This window comes from Micromonospora narathiwatensis (genome assembly GCF_900089605.1).
Lineage (GTDB): Bacteria > Actinomycetota > Actinomycetes > Mycobacteriales > Micromonosporaceae > Micromonospora > Micromonospora narathiwatensis.
The window spans coordinates 6,339,666-6,354,123 of the sequence record NZ_LT594324.1 but is presented as its reverse complement, the minus strand read 5'-3'; the positions used below and the strand labels follow the sequence as shown (position 1 = coordinate 6,354,123).

General features: G+C 74.0%; 13 protein-coding genes. 8 read left to right on the top strand and 5 right to left on the bottom strand.

Annotation, left to right across the window (positions count from 1 at the left end; translation table 11 throughout):
* Positions 1-5: 5 nt before the first annotated feature.
* The 3 genes from GA0070621_RS28130 to mtrA form a co-directional block, all read right to left on the bottom strand.
* Positions 6-1,808, bottom strand: coding sequence for an LpqB family beta-propeller domain-containing protein (locus GA0070621_RS28130; RefSeq protein WP_167667539.1), 1,803 nt, complete (start codon positions 1,806-1,808; stop codon positions 6-8).
* Between the two features lie 117 nt (positions 1,809-1,925).
* On the bottom strand, positions 1,926-3,566 hold the full coding sequence (mtrB, locus tag GA0070621_RS28125) for an MtrAB system histidine kinase MtrB (RefSeq protein ID WP_091202935.1): 1,641 nt from the start codon (positions 3,564-3,566) through the stop codon (positions 1,926-1,928).
* Positions 3,567-3,690: 124 nt separating this feature from the next.
* Positions 3,691-4,380: an MtrAB system response regulator MtrA gene (mtrA, locus tag GA0070621_RS28120; RefSeq protein WP_091114656.1), complete on the bottom strand. Its 690-nt coding sequence runs from the start codon at positions 4,378-4,380 to the stop codon at positions 3,691-3,693.
* Between the two features lie 214 nt (positions 4,381-4,594).
* On the opposite strand from mtrA, the gene GA0070621_RS28115 reads away from it, so the two are divergent.
* Genes GA0070621_RS28115 through GA0070621_RS28095 form a run of 5 tightly spaced genes read left to right on the top strand, consistent with a single transcriptional unit; the run spans position 4,595 to position 9,663 of the window.
* Positions 4,595-5,440, top strand: coding sequence for a hypothetical protein (locus tag GA0070621_RS28115; protein ID WP_091201395.1), 846 nt, complete (start codon positions 4,595-4,597; stop codon positions 5,438-5,440).
* The gene (locus tag GA0070621_RS28110) at positions 5,437-6,087 is read left to right on the top strand and encodes a DUF4129 domain-containing protein (RefSeq protein WP_091201393.1); all 651 of its coding nucleotides are present in this window, start codon (positions 5,437-5,439) and stop codon (positions 6,085-6,087) included. The genes GA0070621_RS28115 and GA0070621_RS28110 overlap by 4 nt, the downstream gene beginning before the upstream one ends.
* Positions 6,084-7,370 (top strand): DUF4350 domain-containing protein, encoded by a 1,287-nt coding sequence (locus GA0070621_RS28105; RefSeq protein WP_091201391.1) that lies wholly within the window; start codon positions 6,084-6,086, stop codon positions 7,368-7,370. Before GA0070621_RS28110 ends, GA0070621_RS28105 begins: the two co-directional genes overlap by 4 nt.
* Positions 7,367-8,356 carry an AAA family ATPase gene (locus GA0070621_RS28100; protein WP_091201389.1) on the top strand — a complete coding sequence of 330 codons (990 nt, stop codon included), beginning with the start codon at positions 7,367-7,369 and terminating at the stop codon, positions 8,354-8,356. The genes GA0070621_RS28105 and GA0070621_RS28100 overlap by 4 nt, the downstream gene beginning before the upstream one ends.
* The gene (locus tag GA0070621_RS28095) at positions 8,353-9,663 is read left to right on the top strand and encodes a DUF58 domain-containing protein (protein ID WP_091201387.1); all 1,311 of its coding nucleotides are present in this window, start codon (positions 8,353-8,355) and stop codon (positions 9,661-9,663) included. The genes GA0070621_RS28100 and GA0070621_RS28095 overlap by 4 nt, the downstream gene beginning before the upstream one ends.
* Positions 9,664-9,671: 8 nt before the next feature.
* Here the strand turns inward: GA0070621_RS28095 and GA0070621_RS28090 are convergent, their stop codons facing one another.
* Positions 9,672-10,634, bottom strand: coding sequence for a stage II sporulation protein M (locus GA0070621_RS28090; protein ID WP_091201385.1), 963 nt, complete (start codon positions 10,632-10,634; stop codon positions 9,672-9,674).
* 179 nt (positions 10,635-10,813) lie between these two features.
* On the opposite strand from GA0070621_RS28090, the gene GA0070621_RS31320 reads away from it, so the two are divergent.
* From GA0070621_RS31320 to GA0070621_RS28080, 3 genes are read left to right on the top strand one after another with little or no spacing between them, the layout of a single operon-like run.
* Positions 10,814-10,975 (top strand): helix-turn-helix domain-containing protein, encoded by a 162-nt coding sequence (locus tag GA0070621_RS31320; RefSeq protein ID WP_167667537.1) that lies wholly within the window; start codon positions 10,814-10,816, stop codon positions 10,973-10,975.
* On the top strand, positions 10,923-12,020 hold the full coding sequence (locus tag GA0070621_RS28085; protein ID WP_231920976.1) for an RNA-guided endonuclease InsQ/TnpB family protein: 1,098 nt from the start codon (positions 10,923-10,925) through the stop codon (positions 12,018-12,020). The genes GA0070621_RS31320 and GA0070621_RS28085 overlap by 53 nt, the downstream gene beginning before the upstream one ends.
* Before the next feature lie 33 nt (positions 12,021-12,053).
* Positions 12,054-13,046 (top strand): RDD family protein, encoded by a 993-nt coding sequence (locus GA0070621_RS28080; RefSeq protein ID WP_167667535.1) that lies wholly within the window; start codon positions 12,054-12,056, stop codon positions 13,044-13,046.
* A gap of 86 nt (positions 13,047-13,132) precedes the next feature.
* Here the strand turns inward: GA0070621_RS28080 and efeB are convergent, their stop codons facing one another.
* On the bottom strand, positions 13,133-14,446 hold the full coding sequence (gene efeB / locus GA0070621_RS28075; protein ID WP_091201381.1) for an iron uptake transporter deferrochelatase/peroxidase subunit: 1,314 nt from the start codon (positions 14,444-14,446) through the stop codon (positions 13,133-13,135).
* Positions 14,447-14,458: the final 12 nt, after the last annotated feature.

Here is a 14,458-nt window from a genome sequence, read left to right as displayed (position 1 = left end):
GCGCCTCAGTAGAGGAAGAAGGGTGCGGTGGGGTTGGGTGACCGGACGCCTGGCGACGCCGACGGTTCTGGCAGGTCCAGCACCTGCTCCCGCTTGATGATCTCGAACGGGTCGTTCCGGAAGGCCGCCTTGTTCGTCTCGTACATGACGGGGGGCGGCGCGCCGACCGTGCCGCCCGGGTACGCGGCCAGCTCGGTCACCTCGGCGCCGATCCGCTGCTTCAGCGGGGCCTCCAGCCCCCCGTCGACGGTGGTCTGGTAGATCGCGGGCCGGCCCGCCTCGTTGCCGGCGAAGACCAGCTCGTTCGCCGCGTACCAGTCGACCACGGTGAGCCCGGTGAGCAGGGTGGCCAGCCGGCGGGGCTGGTTCACCGTGACCGCGTTCCCGTCGACGCTCAACGGCGCCACGTAGAGCTCGCCACCGATGATCAGCGCGATCCGGTGCCCGTCGAAGGAACTGGCGACCGCGCTGACCTTGCCCGGGACGCCCAGCGATATCGGGGTCATCGCGGCCATGCCGTCGAACCGGTAGAGCCCTCCGTCGGCCACCACCAGACCGGTCGGATGATCCTGGTCCAGCGAGCGGAGCCAGGTCGGGCGGCCGATCGAGCCGTACCACTCCCCGCTACCGTTGAGCAGGGTGACCGGAGCCGGGTCGGAACCGACCATGAGCCGCTGCCGCCGGTCCGACCGGGTGACCACCAGCGCCGCGAGCACCTCGTCGCCGACGCGGTTGAGCGCCGCCGAGACGACGCCCTTGTTGAACTTCTCCGACAGCGGGACCGGACCGGACGTCTCACCGGCGACGGAAACCGGGTGGATCACGCCGTCGTAGACGCAGAAGCGCTCAGGAGCCCCGGGTGGGGGGTACAGCGCGAATTCGTCCCGCGCCTGCTTGAGGTCGACGGTGCGCCGGTTCTGGTTCTGGATCTTGAGCTGAAGCTCGCCGGTGAAATCCTGCAACGACCACGCGAGCTGGGTGGCGAGGCGGGCCAGCCGGAATTCGGTCGCACCGGGCATGGTCAGGTTGACCTCCCAGTGGTCGTCCGCCCCGGTGGCGTTGTTGATCGGCGTGGTGCCGGCGGGCAGCCGGGTCACCCCCTGCGCGAGCCAGTCGGGCGGGCCGCCGGCGAGCCACTTGACCACCTCGGTGACCCGGCGCTCGGTGGGCACCGTCGACGGCAGATACCGCTGGTCGGGCACCAGCCGGGTCTGGTCGGAGTTCCAGAAGTAGATGGTGTGCGTGCCGTAGAACCTGCGCAGGGCGGTGTCGCTGAGCAGCAGCACCTTCGGCGGGTCGGTGATGAACAGCCCGGTGCCGCCGGCGTCGGCCGAGCGGAGATGGAACACGTACTTGGTCTGGATCTCCACCGGCGGCGCCAGGGTGCCGTCGGCGCGCAGCACCCCGACCTGCTGCACTGTCACCGTGACCTCGCTGAAGGGGTCGTTGCTCGGCGGGCTGACCACCGGCTCCTCCCGCAGCCGGACCACGGTCAGCTCGACCTCGCTGCTCTGCGGTTTTTCCTTCAGCAGGTTCTGGGACTCCGGCGCGATGAACTTCTTGGCCCGGGCGTACGCCTGCTCGCGCTCGCCGGCGGCCGCGGAGAGGTAGTTGCGGATGAACTGCGCGGGCTCGCTGCTGGCCGCCTGGCTGGGCGGCTCTGCGCCGGTGCCGTTGAGCGCGCCGGCCTCGGCCGCCCGCGAGGGGCGGCCATCCACCTGCACCTCGGTCTCGTGGGGGATGCCGCAGCCGGCCAACCCGGCGGGCAGGAGCACCCCGGCCAGCAGCGCCGCCACCCCACGCCTCACGGCGTCACCTCGCTGGCTCGCGACTGCGGGGCTCGCAACCCCGGCTCACTCCTCGCGCTCACGGCGCCACCTCGGCTCGCGACTGCGGGGCTCGCAACCCCGGCTCACTCCTCGCGCTCACGGCGCCACCTCCGCCCGGGTGGGGTCCTCGACCGGACCGATGGCCAACGCCCCCGCGGTGCCCGGCCCGATGGCCAGCAAGCCACCGTCCCGGGGGCCACCGAACGGCAACGGGGCGTCGGCCGGCACCAGCCGCAACGGCGAGGTCGTCAGCCGGTCGCCGGCCCGCGCCGGCAGGGTCAGCCGGAACTGGGCACCCTGCCCGGGCGCGCCCCACGCCTCCAGCCAACCGCCGTGCAGCCGGGCGTCCTCCAGGCTGATGGACAGTCCGAGGCCCGTGCCGCCGGTCTGCCGGGCCCGGGACGGGTCGGCCCGCCAGAACCGGTTGAACACCAGCTTCTCCTCGCCCGGCTTGAGCCCCACGCCGTGGTCCCGCACGGTGACCGCCACCGCGCTCTCGTCCATCCCCAGGGTGATCCGCACCGGCCTGCCCTCGCCGTGCTCGACCGCGTTGCCGACCAGGTTGCGCAGCACCCGTTCGACCCGGCGCGGGTCCACCTCGGCGATCACCGGCGGGTCCGGCACGTCCAGCTCGATGGTCACCCCCACCCGCTCGGCCAGCCCGGCCAGCCGCTCGGTCACCCGGTGCACCACCGGCACCAGGTCGGTCGGCTCGGCGTCCAGCATCGCGAAGCCGGCGTCGAAGCGGCTGATCTCCAGCAGGTCGGTGAGCAGCTCCTCGAACCGGTCCAACTCGGCCTGGAGCAGCTCGGCGCTGCGGGCCACCGCCGGGTCGAACCCGTCACGCTCGGCGAAGATCAGGTCGGCGGCCATCCGGACCGTGGTCAACGGCGTACGCAGCTCGTGCGAGACGTCCGAGGTGAACCGGCGCTGCAACCGGGACATCTCCTCCAGCCGGAGGATCTGCCGTTGCAGGTTGGTCGCCATCTGGTTGAACGAGGCGGCCAGCAGGGCCAGGTCGTCCTCGCCATTGACTGCCATCCGCTGGTCGAGCAGCCCGGCGGAGAGCCGCTGGGCGGTCCGGGCGGCCACCCGTACCGGGGTCACCACCAGCCGGGTGACCAGGGCGGCGAGCAGGCCGAGCAGGATGACCAGAGCGGTGCCGGTGGCGACCACGGTGGCCCGGGCGTCGGCGGCGGTGGCGTCCTGCCGGGCCAGCGGCACGAGGTAGTAGAGCTCCAACTGCCCGAACTGGGTCGGCACTGGCGAGCCGTACACGAGGTATTTGGTGCGTTGATCCCCCAGGACCCCGGTGCGGATCTGGTGGGCCACGTTGCCGGCGGCGACCGAGGCTCGCAGCTCCGAGCCGATCAGCGGGCCTACCTCGACCTCCGGTGAGGTACGCGGCGCGACGGCCCTGTTGGTGTTGTCCCCGGTGATCGCCACCACCACGCCGTTGGTCTGCGTCGGGTCACCACCGGCCAGGTAGTTCACCGTGCCGTCGATGGTGTCCTGAAGCTGGGCCTCCTCCGCCCGGCTGTAGAGGTTGAACTGCTTCGAGGCGTACTCGCTGCCGTTCTGCAGCCGCTGCAGGACGTCGGTCTCGGCGTTCTCCAGCAGGATGCTGGTGATCTTGTCAGCAATCAGATAGGCGAACCCGCCGACGAGCAGGCTGGAGGCCACCAGCGTGATGGTCACCACACGAAGCTGGAGCGACCGCCGCCAGGCCCCGTGCATGCCGGCGGCCACCCCGGCCGCCCAACCGGTGAGGGCACGCCACAACGCCCGCGCCGCGCGTAGCCAGCGGGACGCGGTGCTCGGCGAGCCGGGGGGCGGGGAGGTCACCACAGTGACCACCAGGCTATCCCGTACCCGCCTTGTAGCCCACGCCACGCACGGTGAGGATGATTTCGGGTCGCTCCGGGTCCGGCTCGATCTTGGCGCGCAGCCGCTGGACGTGCACGTTCACCAGGCGGGTGTCGGCGGCGTGCCGGTAGCCCCAGACCTGCTCCAGCAGCACCTCGCGGGTGAAGACCTGACGCGGCTTGCGGGCGAGCGCGACCAGCAGGTCGAACTCCAGCGGAGTCAGCTTCACCTCCTCGCCGTCCCGGCTGACGGTGTGGGCCGGCACGTCGATCGAGATCTGGTTGCCCGGCGGGCCAATGGTGAGCAGCTCGGGCGCCACGTCCTCGCCCCGGCGCAGCCGGGCCCGCATCCGGGCCACCAGCTCCTTTGGCTTGAACGGCTTCACCACGTAGTCGTCGGCCCCGGACTCCAGCCCGAGCACCACGTCGACCGTGTCGCTCTTGGCGGTCAGCATGACGATCGGCACGCCGGACTCGCCCCGGATCGCCCGGGCCACGTCGATTCCGCTCATACCGGGCAGCATCAGGTCGAGCAGGACGATGTCGGGCCGGCTCTCGCGGAACGCGGCCAGCGCCCGTTCCCCGTCCGCGACGAAGGAGGGCACGAAGCCCTCGCTACGCAGCACGATGCCGAGCATCTCGGCGAGCGCGGGGTCGTCGTCGACCACCAGTACCCGGGCTCTCATGGGGTTTATCGTTCCATCCCCGTTCAATTCGAAGGGTTCGACGTCATCACGGCACGGTACTGCGGCCCACGCCCCCGCACCACAGTTGACGGGCGCGGACCTCCCGCGTGGCGTGCCACGGTGGTCGGGTCCACCGCGGCAGAACCTGCCGTGCAACCATGATCCCTCGGGCGCCTCGCCGCCCGCCACCACCGTTCGTCCGCCAGGAGTACGCGTGCCCGACGTCGGCCCGACCGCGGTGCTCCCGCGCCGCCCGCTGACGGTGGGCGAACTGCTGGACTCGGCGGTCCTGCTGCTGCGCGGCCAGGGCCGGGTGCTGATCCCGCTCGCCGTCCTGCTGGCCCTCGGCGAGCAACTGCTGCTGTACCCGCTGCGCCTGCTCGCCGACGCCCGAGCGCCCGCCTGGTTGTTCCAGACCGACCGGCTCGGCTGGTACTGGCTGCTGCTGGCGGTCGGCGCCGGGACCGAAGCGCTGATCATCGCCCTGCTGGGCAACCCGGCCGCCCGGGGCGCCGGAGCGGCGCTGCTCGGCCGCCGGGCCGGGCCGGGCGAGCTGCTGCGCCCGGCCGGGGCCCGGTGGGGCGCGACCCTGCTGATCGCGGCGGCGGTCGGGCTCACCGTGTGCCTCGCCGGGTTGGCCGGGCCGACCTGGTTCGCCGCGTACGGGCTGCTCGGCGCCGCCGTCCCGGCGCTGGTGGTGGACCGGGTCCCGGCGTACCGGGCGCCGGGGCGCGCGCTCACGCTCGCGGTACGCGCCGGTGGGCGGTTCGCCGGCATCCGGCTCCTCGGCTACCTCGGCTGGTGGCTGATCCGGCTCGGCATCGGTCTCGGCGCCTACTACGGTCTCGGGCTGCTCGGCCTGTTCGACGTCTCCGCCTGGGCGCTGCCGGTCGCCACGGTCACCTGGGCCGGCGTGAACGCGCTCGCGTACCCGGCGCTGGCCTGCCTTGACGCGGTGCTGCACCTGGAGACCCGGATGCGCACCGAAGGGCTGGACATCCGGCTCTCCCGCGCCCCGGGCGGGGCACCGGAGTCCGCCCTGCTGGCGGTGCGGCGGTGAGCCGTTGGTGGACCGAGGCGGTCGCCGCGCTCGGGGACGTCGTACCGCTGCCGCTGGCCGCCCTGCTCGTGCTGCTCGCCGGGCTGCTGGCCGCCCTGGCCTGGTACTTCTTCCCGGCCTGGGTGCCCAGCCGGCTGCCCCGGCCACACCTGCCCCGCCTGCGCCGGCCCCGGCTCCGACTCCGGCTGCCCCGGATGCGGCTGCCCCGACTGCGGCTGCGGCTGCCGAAGTTGCGGCTGCCGCGGCTGCGTCGGCGCCGGCCGAAGCCCCGGTGGACGGGCGACGCGCCGCCGGTGCCCGCGCCCCGCGCCCCCGAGCCGGTGGCCGCCGCACCCGGCAGCCGCGCCGACCGGCTCGCCGCCGAGGGCCGGTACGCCGAGGCGGTCCGGGAACGGCTCCGCGACATGGTCCGCGAACTGGTCGACCGGCGGGTCGTCGAGGTACGCCCCGGAATGACGGTCACCGAGCTGACCACGGCGGCGGCCCACGTCCGGCCCCGGGTGCACCGCACCCTGCACGCCGCCGCAACGATCTTCTCCGACCTCTGGTACGCCCAACGACCGGCCACCCGGGAGCACGACCACCGGATGCGCGACCTCGCCACCGACCTGCACCGCGAGCTGACCGGGGACGGTGAGCACCGGTGACCGCCACCCTCGACCCCCGCCCGGTCGCCCCGGCCCGAGCCCGGCGCCGCGTGCACCGGCTGCTGATCCCGCTCGGGCTGGCCGTGCTGCTGATCGTGGCCACCCTGGTCTTCCACGCCGTCGACCAGCCCGACGCCACCGACCGGGGCTTCCTCTCCCCGGCCGCCACCGGGGACGACGGCGGCAGCCGGCTGGCCGAGGCGCTGCGCGCGCAGGGCGTGACCGTACGCCGCGAGACCGACATCCGGCAGGCGCTGCGCGCCGCCCAGGCCGGCCCGGCGACGCTCTTCGTACCGGCCCCGGACCTGGTGCACCCGGGCACCGTCGCCGCCCTGGCCAACCTGCCGCCCGGCAGCCGGCTGGTGCTTGTGGACCCGTCCCGGTGGCTGCTCGCGGGGCTGGACGTGCCGCTGACGCCGGCCGAGCGCCGGTGGGCCACCCGGGCCACCAGCCCGGACGCCGACGGCCGCAGGTGTCCCCTTGCCGAGGCCGACCGCGCCGGCACCGCCGCCGCCGACCGGCAGCGCTACGCGACCCGGGGCAGCGCGACCGCCGACCGCTGCTACTCCGGGGGGCTGGTCCGGGTGCGGTGGCGTACCGAGCTGGTGGTGATCGGGACCAGCGACCCGTTCCGGAACGACCGGATCGACGAGTGGGGCAACCGTGCCCTCGCCACCGGCCTGCTCGGCGGCGACCGCCCGTTGGTCTGGCTCGACCTGCCCGGCGCGACCCCCGCACCCGGCGGGCCGGGCTGGTCACCCGGCACCGACGGCGACGGCCGGCCAACCCGCCCGTCCCAGCGTCCCGACGACCGGGCGGACAGCCCGCAGCACCAGGACAACCCGCTCTGGGACGCCTTCCCGACCTGGTTCTGGGCCCTGCTGGTCCAGCTCGCGCTGGCCGGGCTGCTGGTGATGCTCTGGCGCGCCCGCCGGCTCGGCCCACCCGTGCCGGAGCCGCTACCGGTGACCGTCCGCTCCGCCGAGACCGTGCTCGGTCGGGCCCGCCTCTACCGACGGGCCGGCGCCCGGGGACCGGCCGCCGAGACCCTGCGCGCCGCCGCGCTGGCCCGGCTGCGGCCCCGGCTGAACCTGCCGGCCGACACACCGCCCGCCGAGGTGGCCGCCCTGGTCGCCGAGTACGCCGGCGAGGACGTCGAGCGGGTGGGGGAGCTGCTGCACGGCGCCGAGCCGACCACCGACCAGGAACTGCTGGAACTGGCCCGCGACCTGGACGCCCTGACCCGTACCCTCGTCCACCCGACCGAAGGAGATCCCCGGTGACCGGACCCGTCTTCGCCGCCGCGCCGGCCGTCGCGCAGCCCGACGCCCGGGCCGCCCTGCACCGGCTGCGGGCCGAGGTGGCCAAGGCCGTCGTCGGGCAGGACGCCGTGGTCACCGGCCTGGTGATCGCGCTGCTCTGCCGCGGGCACGTGCTGCTGGAGGGCGTGCCCGGGGTGGCCAAGACCCTGCTGATCCGGACCGTGGCCACCGCGCTCGACCTGCGGTCCAAGCGGGTCCAGTTCACCCCAGACCTGATGCCCGGCGACGTCACCGGGTCACTGATCTTCGACCCGCGCACCGCCGCGTTCACCTTCCGGGAAGGGCCGGTCTTCACCAACCTGCTCCTCGCCGACGAGATCAACCGCACGCCCCCGAAGACCCAGTCGGCGTTGCTGGAGGTGATGGAGGAGCGGCAGGTCTCCGTCGAGGGCGAGCGCCGCCCGCTGCCCGAGCCGTTCATCGTCGCCGCCACCCAGAACCCGGTCGAGTACGAGGGCACCTACCCGCTGCCCGAGGCGCAGCTCGACCGGTTCCTGCTCAAGCTGACCGTGCCGCTGCCCAACCGCGACGAGGAACTCGGCGTGCTCCGCGCGCACCACGCCGGCTTCGACCCGCGCGACCTGCACGCCGCCGGCGTACGCCCGGTGGCCACCGCCGCCGACCTGGCCGCGGCCCGGGAGGCGGTGCACCGGGTGCACGTGGCCGAGCCGCTGCTCGGCTACATCGTGGACCTGTGCCGGGCCACCCGGGCCGCCCCGGCCCTGGAGCTGGGCGCCTCGCCGCGAGGGGCCACCGCACTGCTCAGCGCCGCCAAGGCGTGGTCCTGGCTGGCCGGCCGGGACCACGTCACCCCGGACGACGTGAAGGCGGTGGCCCGGCCCACCCTGCGGCACCGGCTCCGGCTGCGCCCCGAGGTCGAGTTGGAGGGCGTGGGCGTCGACGCGGTGCTGGACGCGGTGCTGGCCACCGTGCCGACGCCCCGATGACCTGGCGGGCGGCGCTGCTGCTCGCGGCGGGCGCGGCCACCCTGCCGGCCTGGCCGGCGCCGTTTCTCGGCGTCGCCGTGATGACCGGCGCGGTGCTGCTGCTCGCCGCCGTCGACTGGGCCCTCGCGGCGCCGCCGCACGCGCTCACCGCCACCCGCACCGGCGACCGGACGGTCCGGTTGGGCGGCACCGCCACGGTCACCCTGCACCTGGCCAACACCTCCGGTCGTACGCTGCGCGCCCGGGTACGCGACGCGTGGGTGCCGTCGGCGGGGGCCCGGCCGGACGTACCGCCGGGACAGGTGCTGACCGTCGAGCCCGGCGACACGGCCGAACTGCCGGTCCGCCTCACCCCGGCCCGGCGCGGCGACCGCCCCGCGGCGGCGCTGACCGTACGCTCCTTCGGGCCGCTGCGGCTGGCGTTCCGGCAGCGTACCGGCCGTCCCGCCACGCCGCCCTGGACGCTGCGCGTGCTGCCCCGCTTCGACTCTCGGCGGCATCTGCCCGAGAAGCTGGCGAAACTGCGGATCATCGACGGCGTCCAGGTGACCCGGGGACGCGGCCAGGGCACCGAGTTCGACACCCTGCGCGAGTACGTGGTCGGCGACGACGTGCGCTCGATCGACTGGCGGGCCAGCGCGCGCCACTCGGACGTGCTGGTGCGTACCTGGCGGCCGGAGCGGGACCGGCGGCTGGTCTGCGTGCTGGACACCGGCCGCACCTCCGCCGTACGGGTCGGCGACGAGCCCCGGCTGGACACCGCGATCGACGCGGCGTTGCTGCTCACCGCCCTCGCCGCCCGGGCCGGTGACCGGGTCGACCTGCTCGCCGCCGACAGCGCGGTCCGGGCGGCGGTGACCGGCAGCGGTCGCCCCACCCTGCTCACCCGGCTGGTGGACGCGCTCGCCCCACTCCAGCCGGCGCTGGTGGAGACCGACTTCGAGCTGATCGCCGGCGAGGTGCTACGCCGGGAGCGACGGCGCAGCCTGGTGGTGCTCTTCACCGCCCTGGAGGCGGGCCCGCTCGGCGAGGGCCTGCTACCGGTGCTGCCCCGGCTGGCCGCCCGGCACCGGGTGGTGATCGCGGCGACCCACGACCCGGTGCTCACCGGGCTCACCACCACCCCGCCGACCGGGCCGGACGACGTGTACGCCGCCGCGGCGGCCTGGCGGGCGCTCGCCGAACGGGACCGCGTCCGGGCCGCACTGTCCCGGCACGGCGTGACCGTGGTGGACGCCCCCGCCGACCGCCTCGCCCCGGCGATCGCCGACACCTACCTGCGCCTCAAGTCCCTCGGCCAGCTCTGACGCCCGCCTCAGGACGCTGGGGGCGCGGGGGTGGAACCGGCGGCGCGGCGGCCGAGGAACAGGGCGTACGACAGGAAGGCCAGCCAGACCGTGGCGCCGACGGCGACGCGGACGGCGACCGGCACCGGCGCCGGGGTCACGAACGCCTCCAGCAGCGCGGAGACCGCGAACAGCCCGACCAGGCCAGCGGCGACCACGATCGCCGAGCGGCCCGCCTCGGCGACCGCCCGCCCTCGGCTCAGGTGGGCCGGCGGCGCGATCCACGCCCACGCGGTACGCAGCCCGACCCCGGCCGCCACGAAGATCCCGGTCAGTTCGAGCAGCCCGTGCGGGGTGATCAGACCGAAGAACACGTCGGCCCGGCCGTACGAGATCATCACGCCGCCGACCACGCCGATGTTCAACGCGTTCTGCCACAGCAGCCAGAACACCGGCACCACCAGCACCCCGGACGCCAGGCACTGCGCGGCGAGCCAGGCGTTGTGCGTCCACAGGTGGAAGGCGAAGGTCGGCGCGGAGAACTCGGTGTAGTAGCCGGCGAAGCCCGAGTCGACGAGTTCCTTCGCGGCGTCCTCGCCGACGAACGCGGCGGCGGAGTCCGGGTGACCGGCGACGAACCACATGAGGAAGACGCTCAGCACGGTGAACCCGGTGGCCACCGCGCACCACCAGGGCCACGCCCGGTAGAGCGCGGCCGGCAGGTCGGCGACGACGAACCGTCCCACCGCCGCCCAGGACGGCCGCGGCCGGCCGGTGATCCGGGCCCGGGCCGCGAGCACCAACTGGGAGAGCCGGTTCACCAGCACCGGGTCGGGTGAGCGGCTACGCAGCGCGCTGAGGTGGGTGGCGGACCGCTGATAGAGGGCGACCAGCTCGTCGACCTCGGCCGCGTCGAGCCGGCGTCGGCCGGTCAACTGCTCCAGCCGCCGCCACTCGGCGCCGTGCGCCGCCACGTACGCGTCGAGATCCACTCGCCATCCCCCGTCCGGCGCTCATCAGATTCCTCCGTGGATAGCCTGGCCTTCGGGCCGGATGGGGCACAGAGCCCTTGTGGAGGAGGGTCACGGTAACCGATCTGTCGCCAGCGCGGGCCGGCGTCTGCCCGCGTCTCGCCCCAAGGTTCACTGGCTGGCATACCAGTATGTGAGTCATGGCCAGGGCGGTGAAGCGGGCGTTCAAGTACCGCTTCTACCCGACTGGCACGCAGTCGGCTGAACTTTCGCGCACGCGGGTGTGTCTGGAAGGTCTAAAACCTGGCCTTGGCCGCGCGTACCGAGGCATGGACAGTGCGACAGGAACGGATCACCTATAACGCGACCTCGGCGATGCTGACCGCGTGGAAGAAAGCCGACGAGCTGGCGTTTCTCAACGAGGTGTCGTCGGTGCCGTTGCAGCAGACGCTGCGGCACTTGCAGGTGGCGCTTACGAACTTCTTTGCCAGGCGGGCCCGCTACCCCACCTTCAAGTCGAAGAAGAAGTCGCGGCGGTCGGCAGAGTACACCACCAGCGCGTTCCGATGGCGTGACGGCCAGCTCACGTTGGCGAAGATGGCTGAGCCGTTGAATATCGTGTGGTCTCGGCCGCTGCCGGAGGGAGCGACGCCGTCCACGGTGACCGTTTCGCAGGACGCGGCAGGGCGGTGGTTCGTGTCCCTGCTGTGCGAGGACGTAATCCCCGCCGCTGCGGCGGTGAACACCGCTGTCGGGGTCGATGCGGGGCTGGAAAGTCTGCTCACCCTCTCCACCGGGGAGAAGATCGTCAACCCGCGGCACGAACGCGCCGACCGGGCGCGGCTGGCCCGCGCCCAGCGGGACCTGTTCCGCAAGGAGAAGGGCTCCGCGAACCGGGCCAAGGCCCGCCTGAAGGTGGCGCGGGTTTATGCCCGGATCGCTGACCGGCGACGGGATTATCTGCACAAGCTGTCCACTCGTCTCGTTCGTGACAACCAAACGATCGTGATCGAGGATCTGAGCCTACGGAACATGGTCAAGAACCACACGTTGGCCCGCGCCATCTCGGATGCGGCGTGGCGGCAGTTCCGCGCGATGTTGGAGTACAAGGCCGACTGGTACGGCCGCGAGGTGATCGCTGCCGACCGCTGGTTCCCGTCCTCCAAGCTGTGCTCGGCCTGCGGCACGCTGGCCGAGAACCTGCCGCTGACCGTGCGGTCGTGGACGTGCCGGTGCGGCGCGGTCCACGACCGGGACGTCAACGCGGCTCGCAACCTTTCGGCCGCCGGGCTGGCGGTGTCTGCCTGTGGAGCTGGTGTAAGACCTCAACGGGAGTCCTCCCGGACGAGGCGACCGGCGGTGAAGCAGGAAACCCAAGGGCGACCACGGGAACCCACGCCTATATAGCGCGGGGATAATGCCAAAGTGTTCACTGTCGGAGTGCGCGCGCAACCTCCCCCACCGTCCGGATGGGCCGACGCCGGTCTGGTCAGCGGCGAGGCCGTCGAGCTGGACGTCCGGGCGGCCCGCCTGGGTTCCCGGGTGCTCGCCCTGCTGATCGACCTGGTGTCCCAGTTGGTGGCGGCGCTGCTGCTCGGCGCGGGGTTGTCGCTGGCGCTGCTCAGCTTCGGCGACGTCGTGGACGGCGCCCTGTTCGGCGCGTCGCAGACCGTGCTGGTGATCCTCGTGCTGGTCGGCTATCCGGTGCTGATGGAGCGGTTCCTCGGGGGCCGGACGCTGGGCAAACTGGCCGTGGGGCTGCGGGTGGTCCGGGCCGACGGCGGTCCGGTGGGGGTCGGCCAGTCGCTCACCCGGGCTCTGGTGGGCGTCGCGGTGGAGTGGCCGGGGCTGGTGCTGCCGCTGCTGAGCTGGGCGGCGAGCGTGACGGTGATGCTGACCGACCCGCGCGGGCGGCGGCTGGGCGACCTGGTGGCGGGCACCCTGGTGGTGCACACCCGGGGCGCCGGGATCTGGCGGCCCGCCCCGCCGGCCGTACCGCCGCTGCTCGGCTGGGCGGGGACGCTCGACCTGACCCGGCTGGACGACGGGTTGGCGCTGGCCGTGCGGCAGTACCTCGGCCGGGTGCACCAGCTCGCCGAGCCGGACCGGACCCGGCTGGGGCGGGAGCTGTGGGCCGAGGTAGCGGCGGTCACCTCGCCGCCTCCGCCGTGGGTCGCGCCGGCGCCGGCGTACCTGGCCGCCGTGCTGGCCGAGCGGGGCCGGCGGGCGGCGTACCGGCTGGGGCGTACCCGGGCGGTCACCGCGACGCTCTGGCCGGAACTGGCCCCGCCGCTCGCCCTGGTGCCGCACGCTCGGCCGGCGCCGGCCGCGATCGCGCTGCGGCCCGCCGCGCCGGCACGCGCCGTCCCCGTCCAGCCCGATCCGGTACGCGGACACCCCGCCCCGATCAACACGGAGCGCCTGCCCGGCTGAGCCAAAACCTGGCGCGCGGACACCCCGGCCGACCCCTCGTCGACGCGGAGCACCGCCCCGACCGAGCCGGTGCCGGGTGTGGGGCGTCAGGAGAAGAGCGCGCGACCCCACCAGTCGGCGGCGTCGCGGACGCCCGGCGGGCAGGCGAACAGCCCGCTGGAGACGTGCCGCAAGTACTCGTTCATCGCGTCGTGCCGGGCGAGCCGGGTCTGGATCGGCACGAACTGCTTACGCGGGTCGCGCTGGTAGGCGATGAAGAAGAGTCCGGCGTCGAGCCGGCCCAGCCCGTCCGAGCCGTCGACGAAGTTGTAGCCGCGCCGCAGCAGGTGCGCCCCGTTGTTCTGCCCGGGGTGGGCGAGCCGGACGTGCGACGTCTCGGCGATCACCGGCTGCCCGTCGTCGCCCTTGGCGGCGAAGTCCGGCTCGTCGAACTCGCGGGCCTTGCCGAGCGGCGCGCCGCTGCCCTTGGTCCGGCCGACGATCTGCTCCTGCTCCGCCAGGGAGCTACGGTCCCAGGTCTCGATCTGCATCCGGATCTTGCGGCTGACCAGGTACGACCCGCCGGTCATCCAGTCCGGCCCGTCGCCGGTCTGGGCCCAGAGCTGCTCGCGGAGCAGGTTGGCGTCCTCGGCCTTGAGGTTGGCGGTGCCGTCCTTGAAGCCGAACAGGTTGCGCGGGGTGGCCTGGTCCCGCGACGTCGACGACGTACGCCCGAAGCCGAGCTGTGACCAGCGGACGCTGACCACGCCCATGCCGATGCGGGCCAGGTTGCGGATGGCGTGCACCGCCACCTGCGGGTCGTTGGCGCAGGCCTGGACGCAGATGTCGCCGCCGGAGATCTCCGGTTTGAGCGCGTCGCCGGAGAAGTGCGGCAGGTCCGCCAGCGCGGCGGGGCGCCGGTCGGCGATGCCGAAGCGGTCCGTGCCCTGAGCGTCCCGGAACAGCGTCGGGCCGAAGCCGATGGTGAGGGTGAGCTGCGACGGGGGCAGCCCGAGCGCCTCGCCGGTGTCGTCCGGCGGGGCCTCCGGCACGCCGCCGACCGCGCCGAGCAGCCCGGCGTCCTTGCCGGCGGTCATCCGCGCCGCCGCCGCGGTCCACTCCTGCAACAGCGCGACCAGCTTCGCCCGGTCCTTGGTGATCACGTCGAACGCGACGAAGTGCAGCCGGTCCTGGGCCGGAGTGGTGATGCCGGCCTGGTGCTCGCCGTGGAACGGCACCGCCCCGGCGGCCGTGTCGCTGGCCGCCGCGTGGTCGCCGCCGCGCGCCAGCGCGCCCGCGCCGACCGCCACCCCGGCCACGCCGGCCGCCCCGACCCCGGCCAGGGTGATCGCCCGCCGCCGGGACAGGGTGCCCCCTCGCGGCGCCTCGGCGGGTACCGCCTCGCTGCGCTGCTCGCTCATGCCGCCACCTCG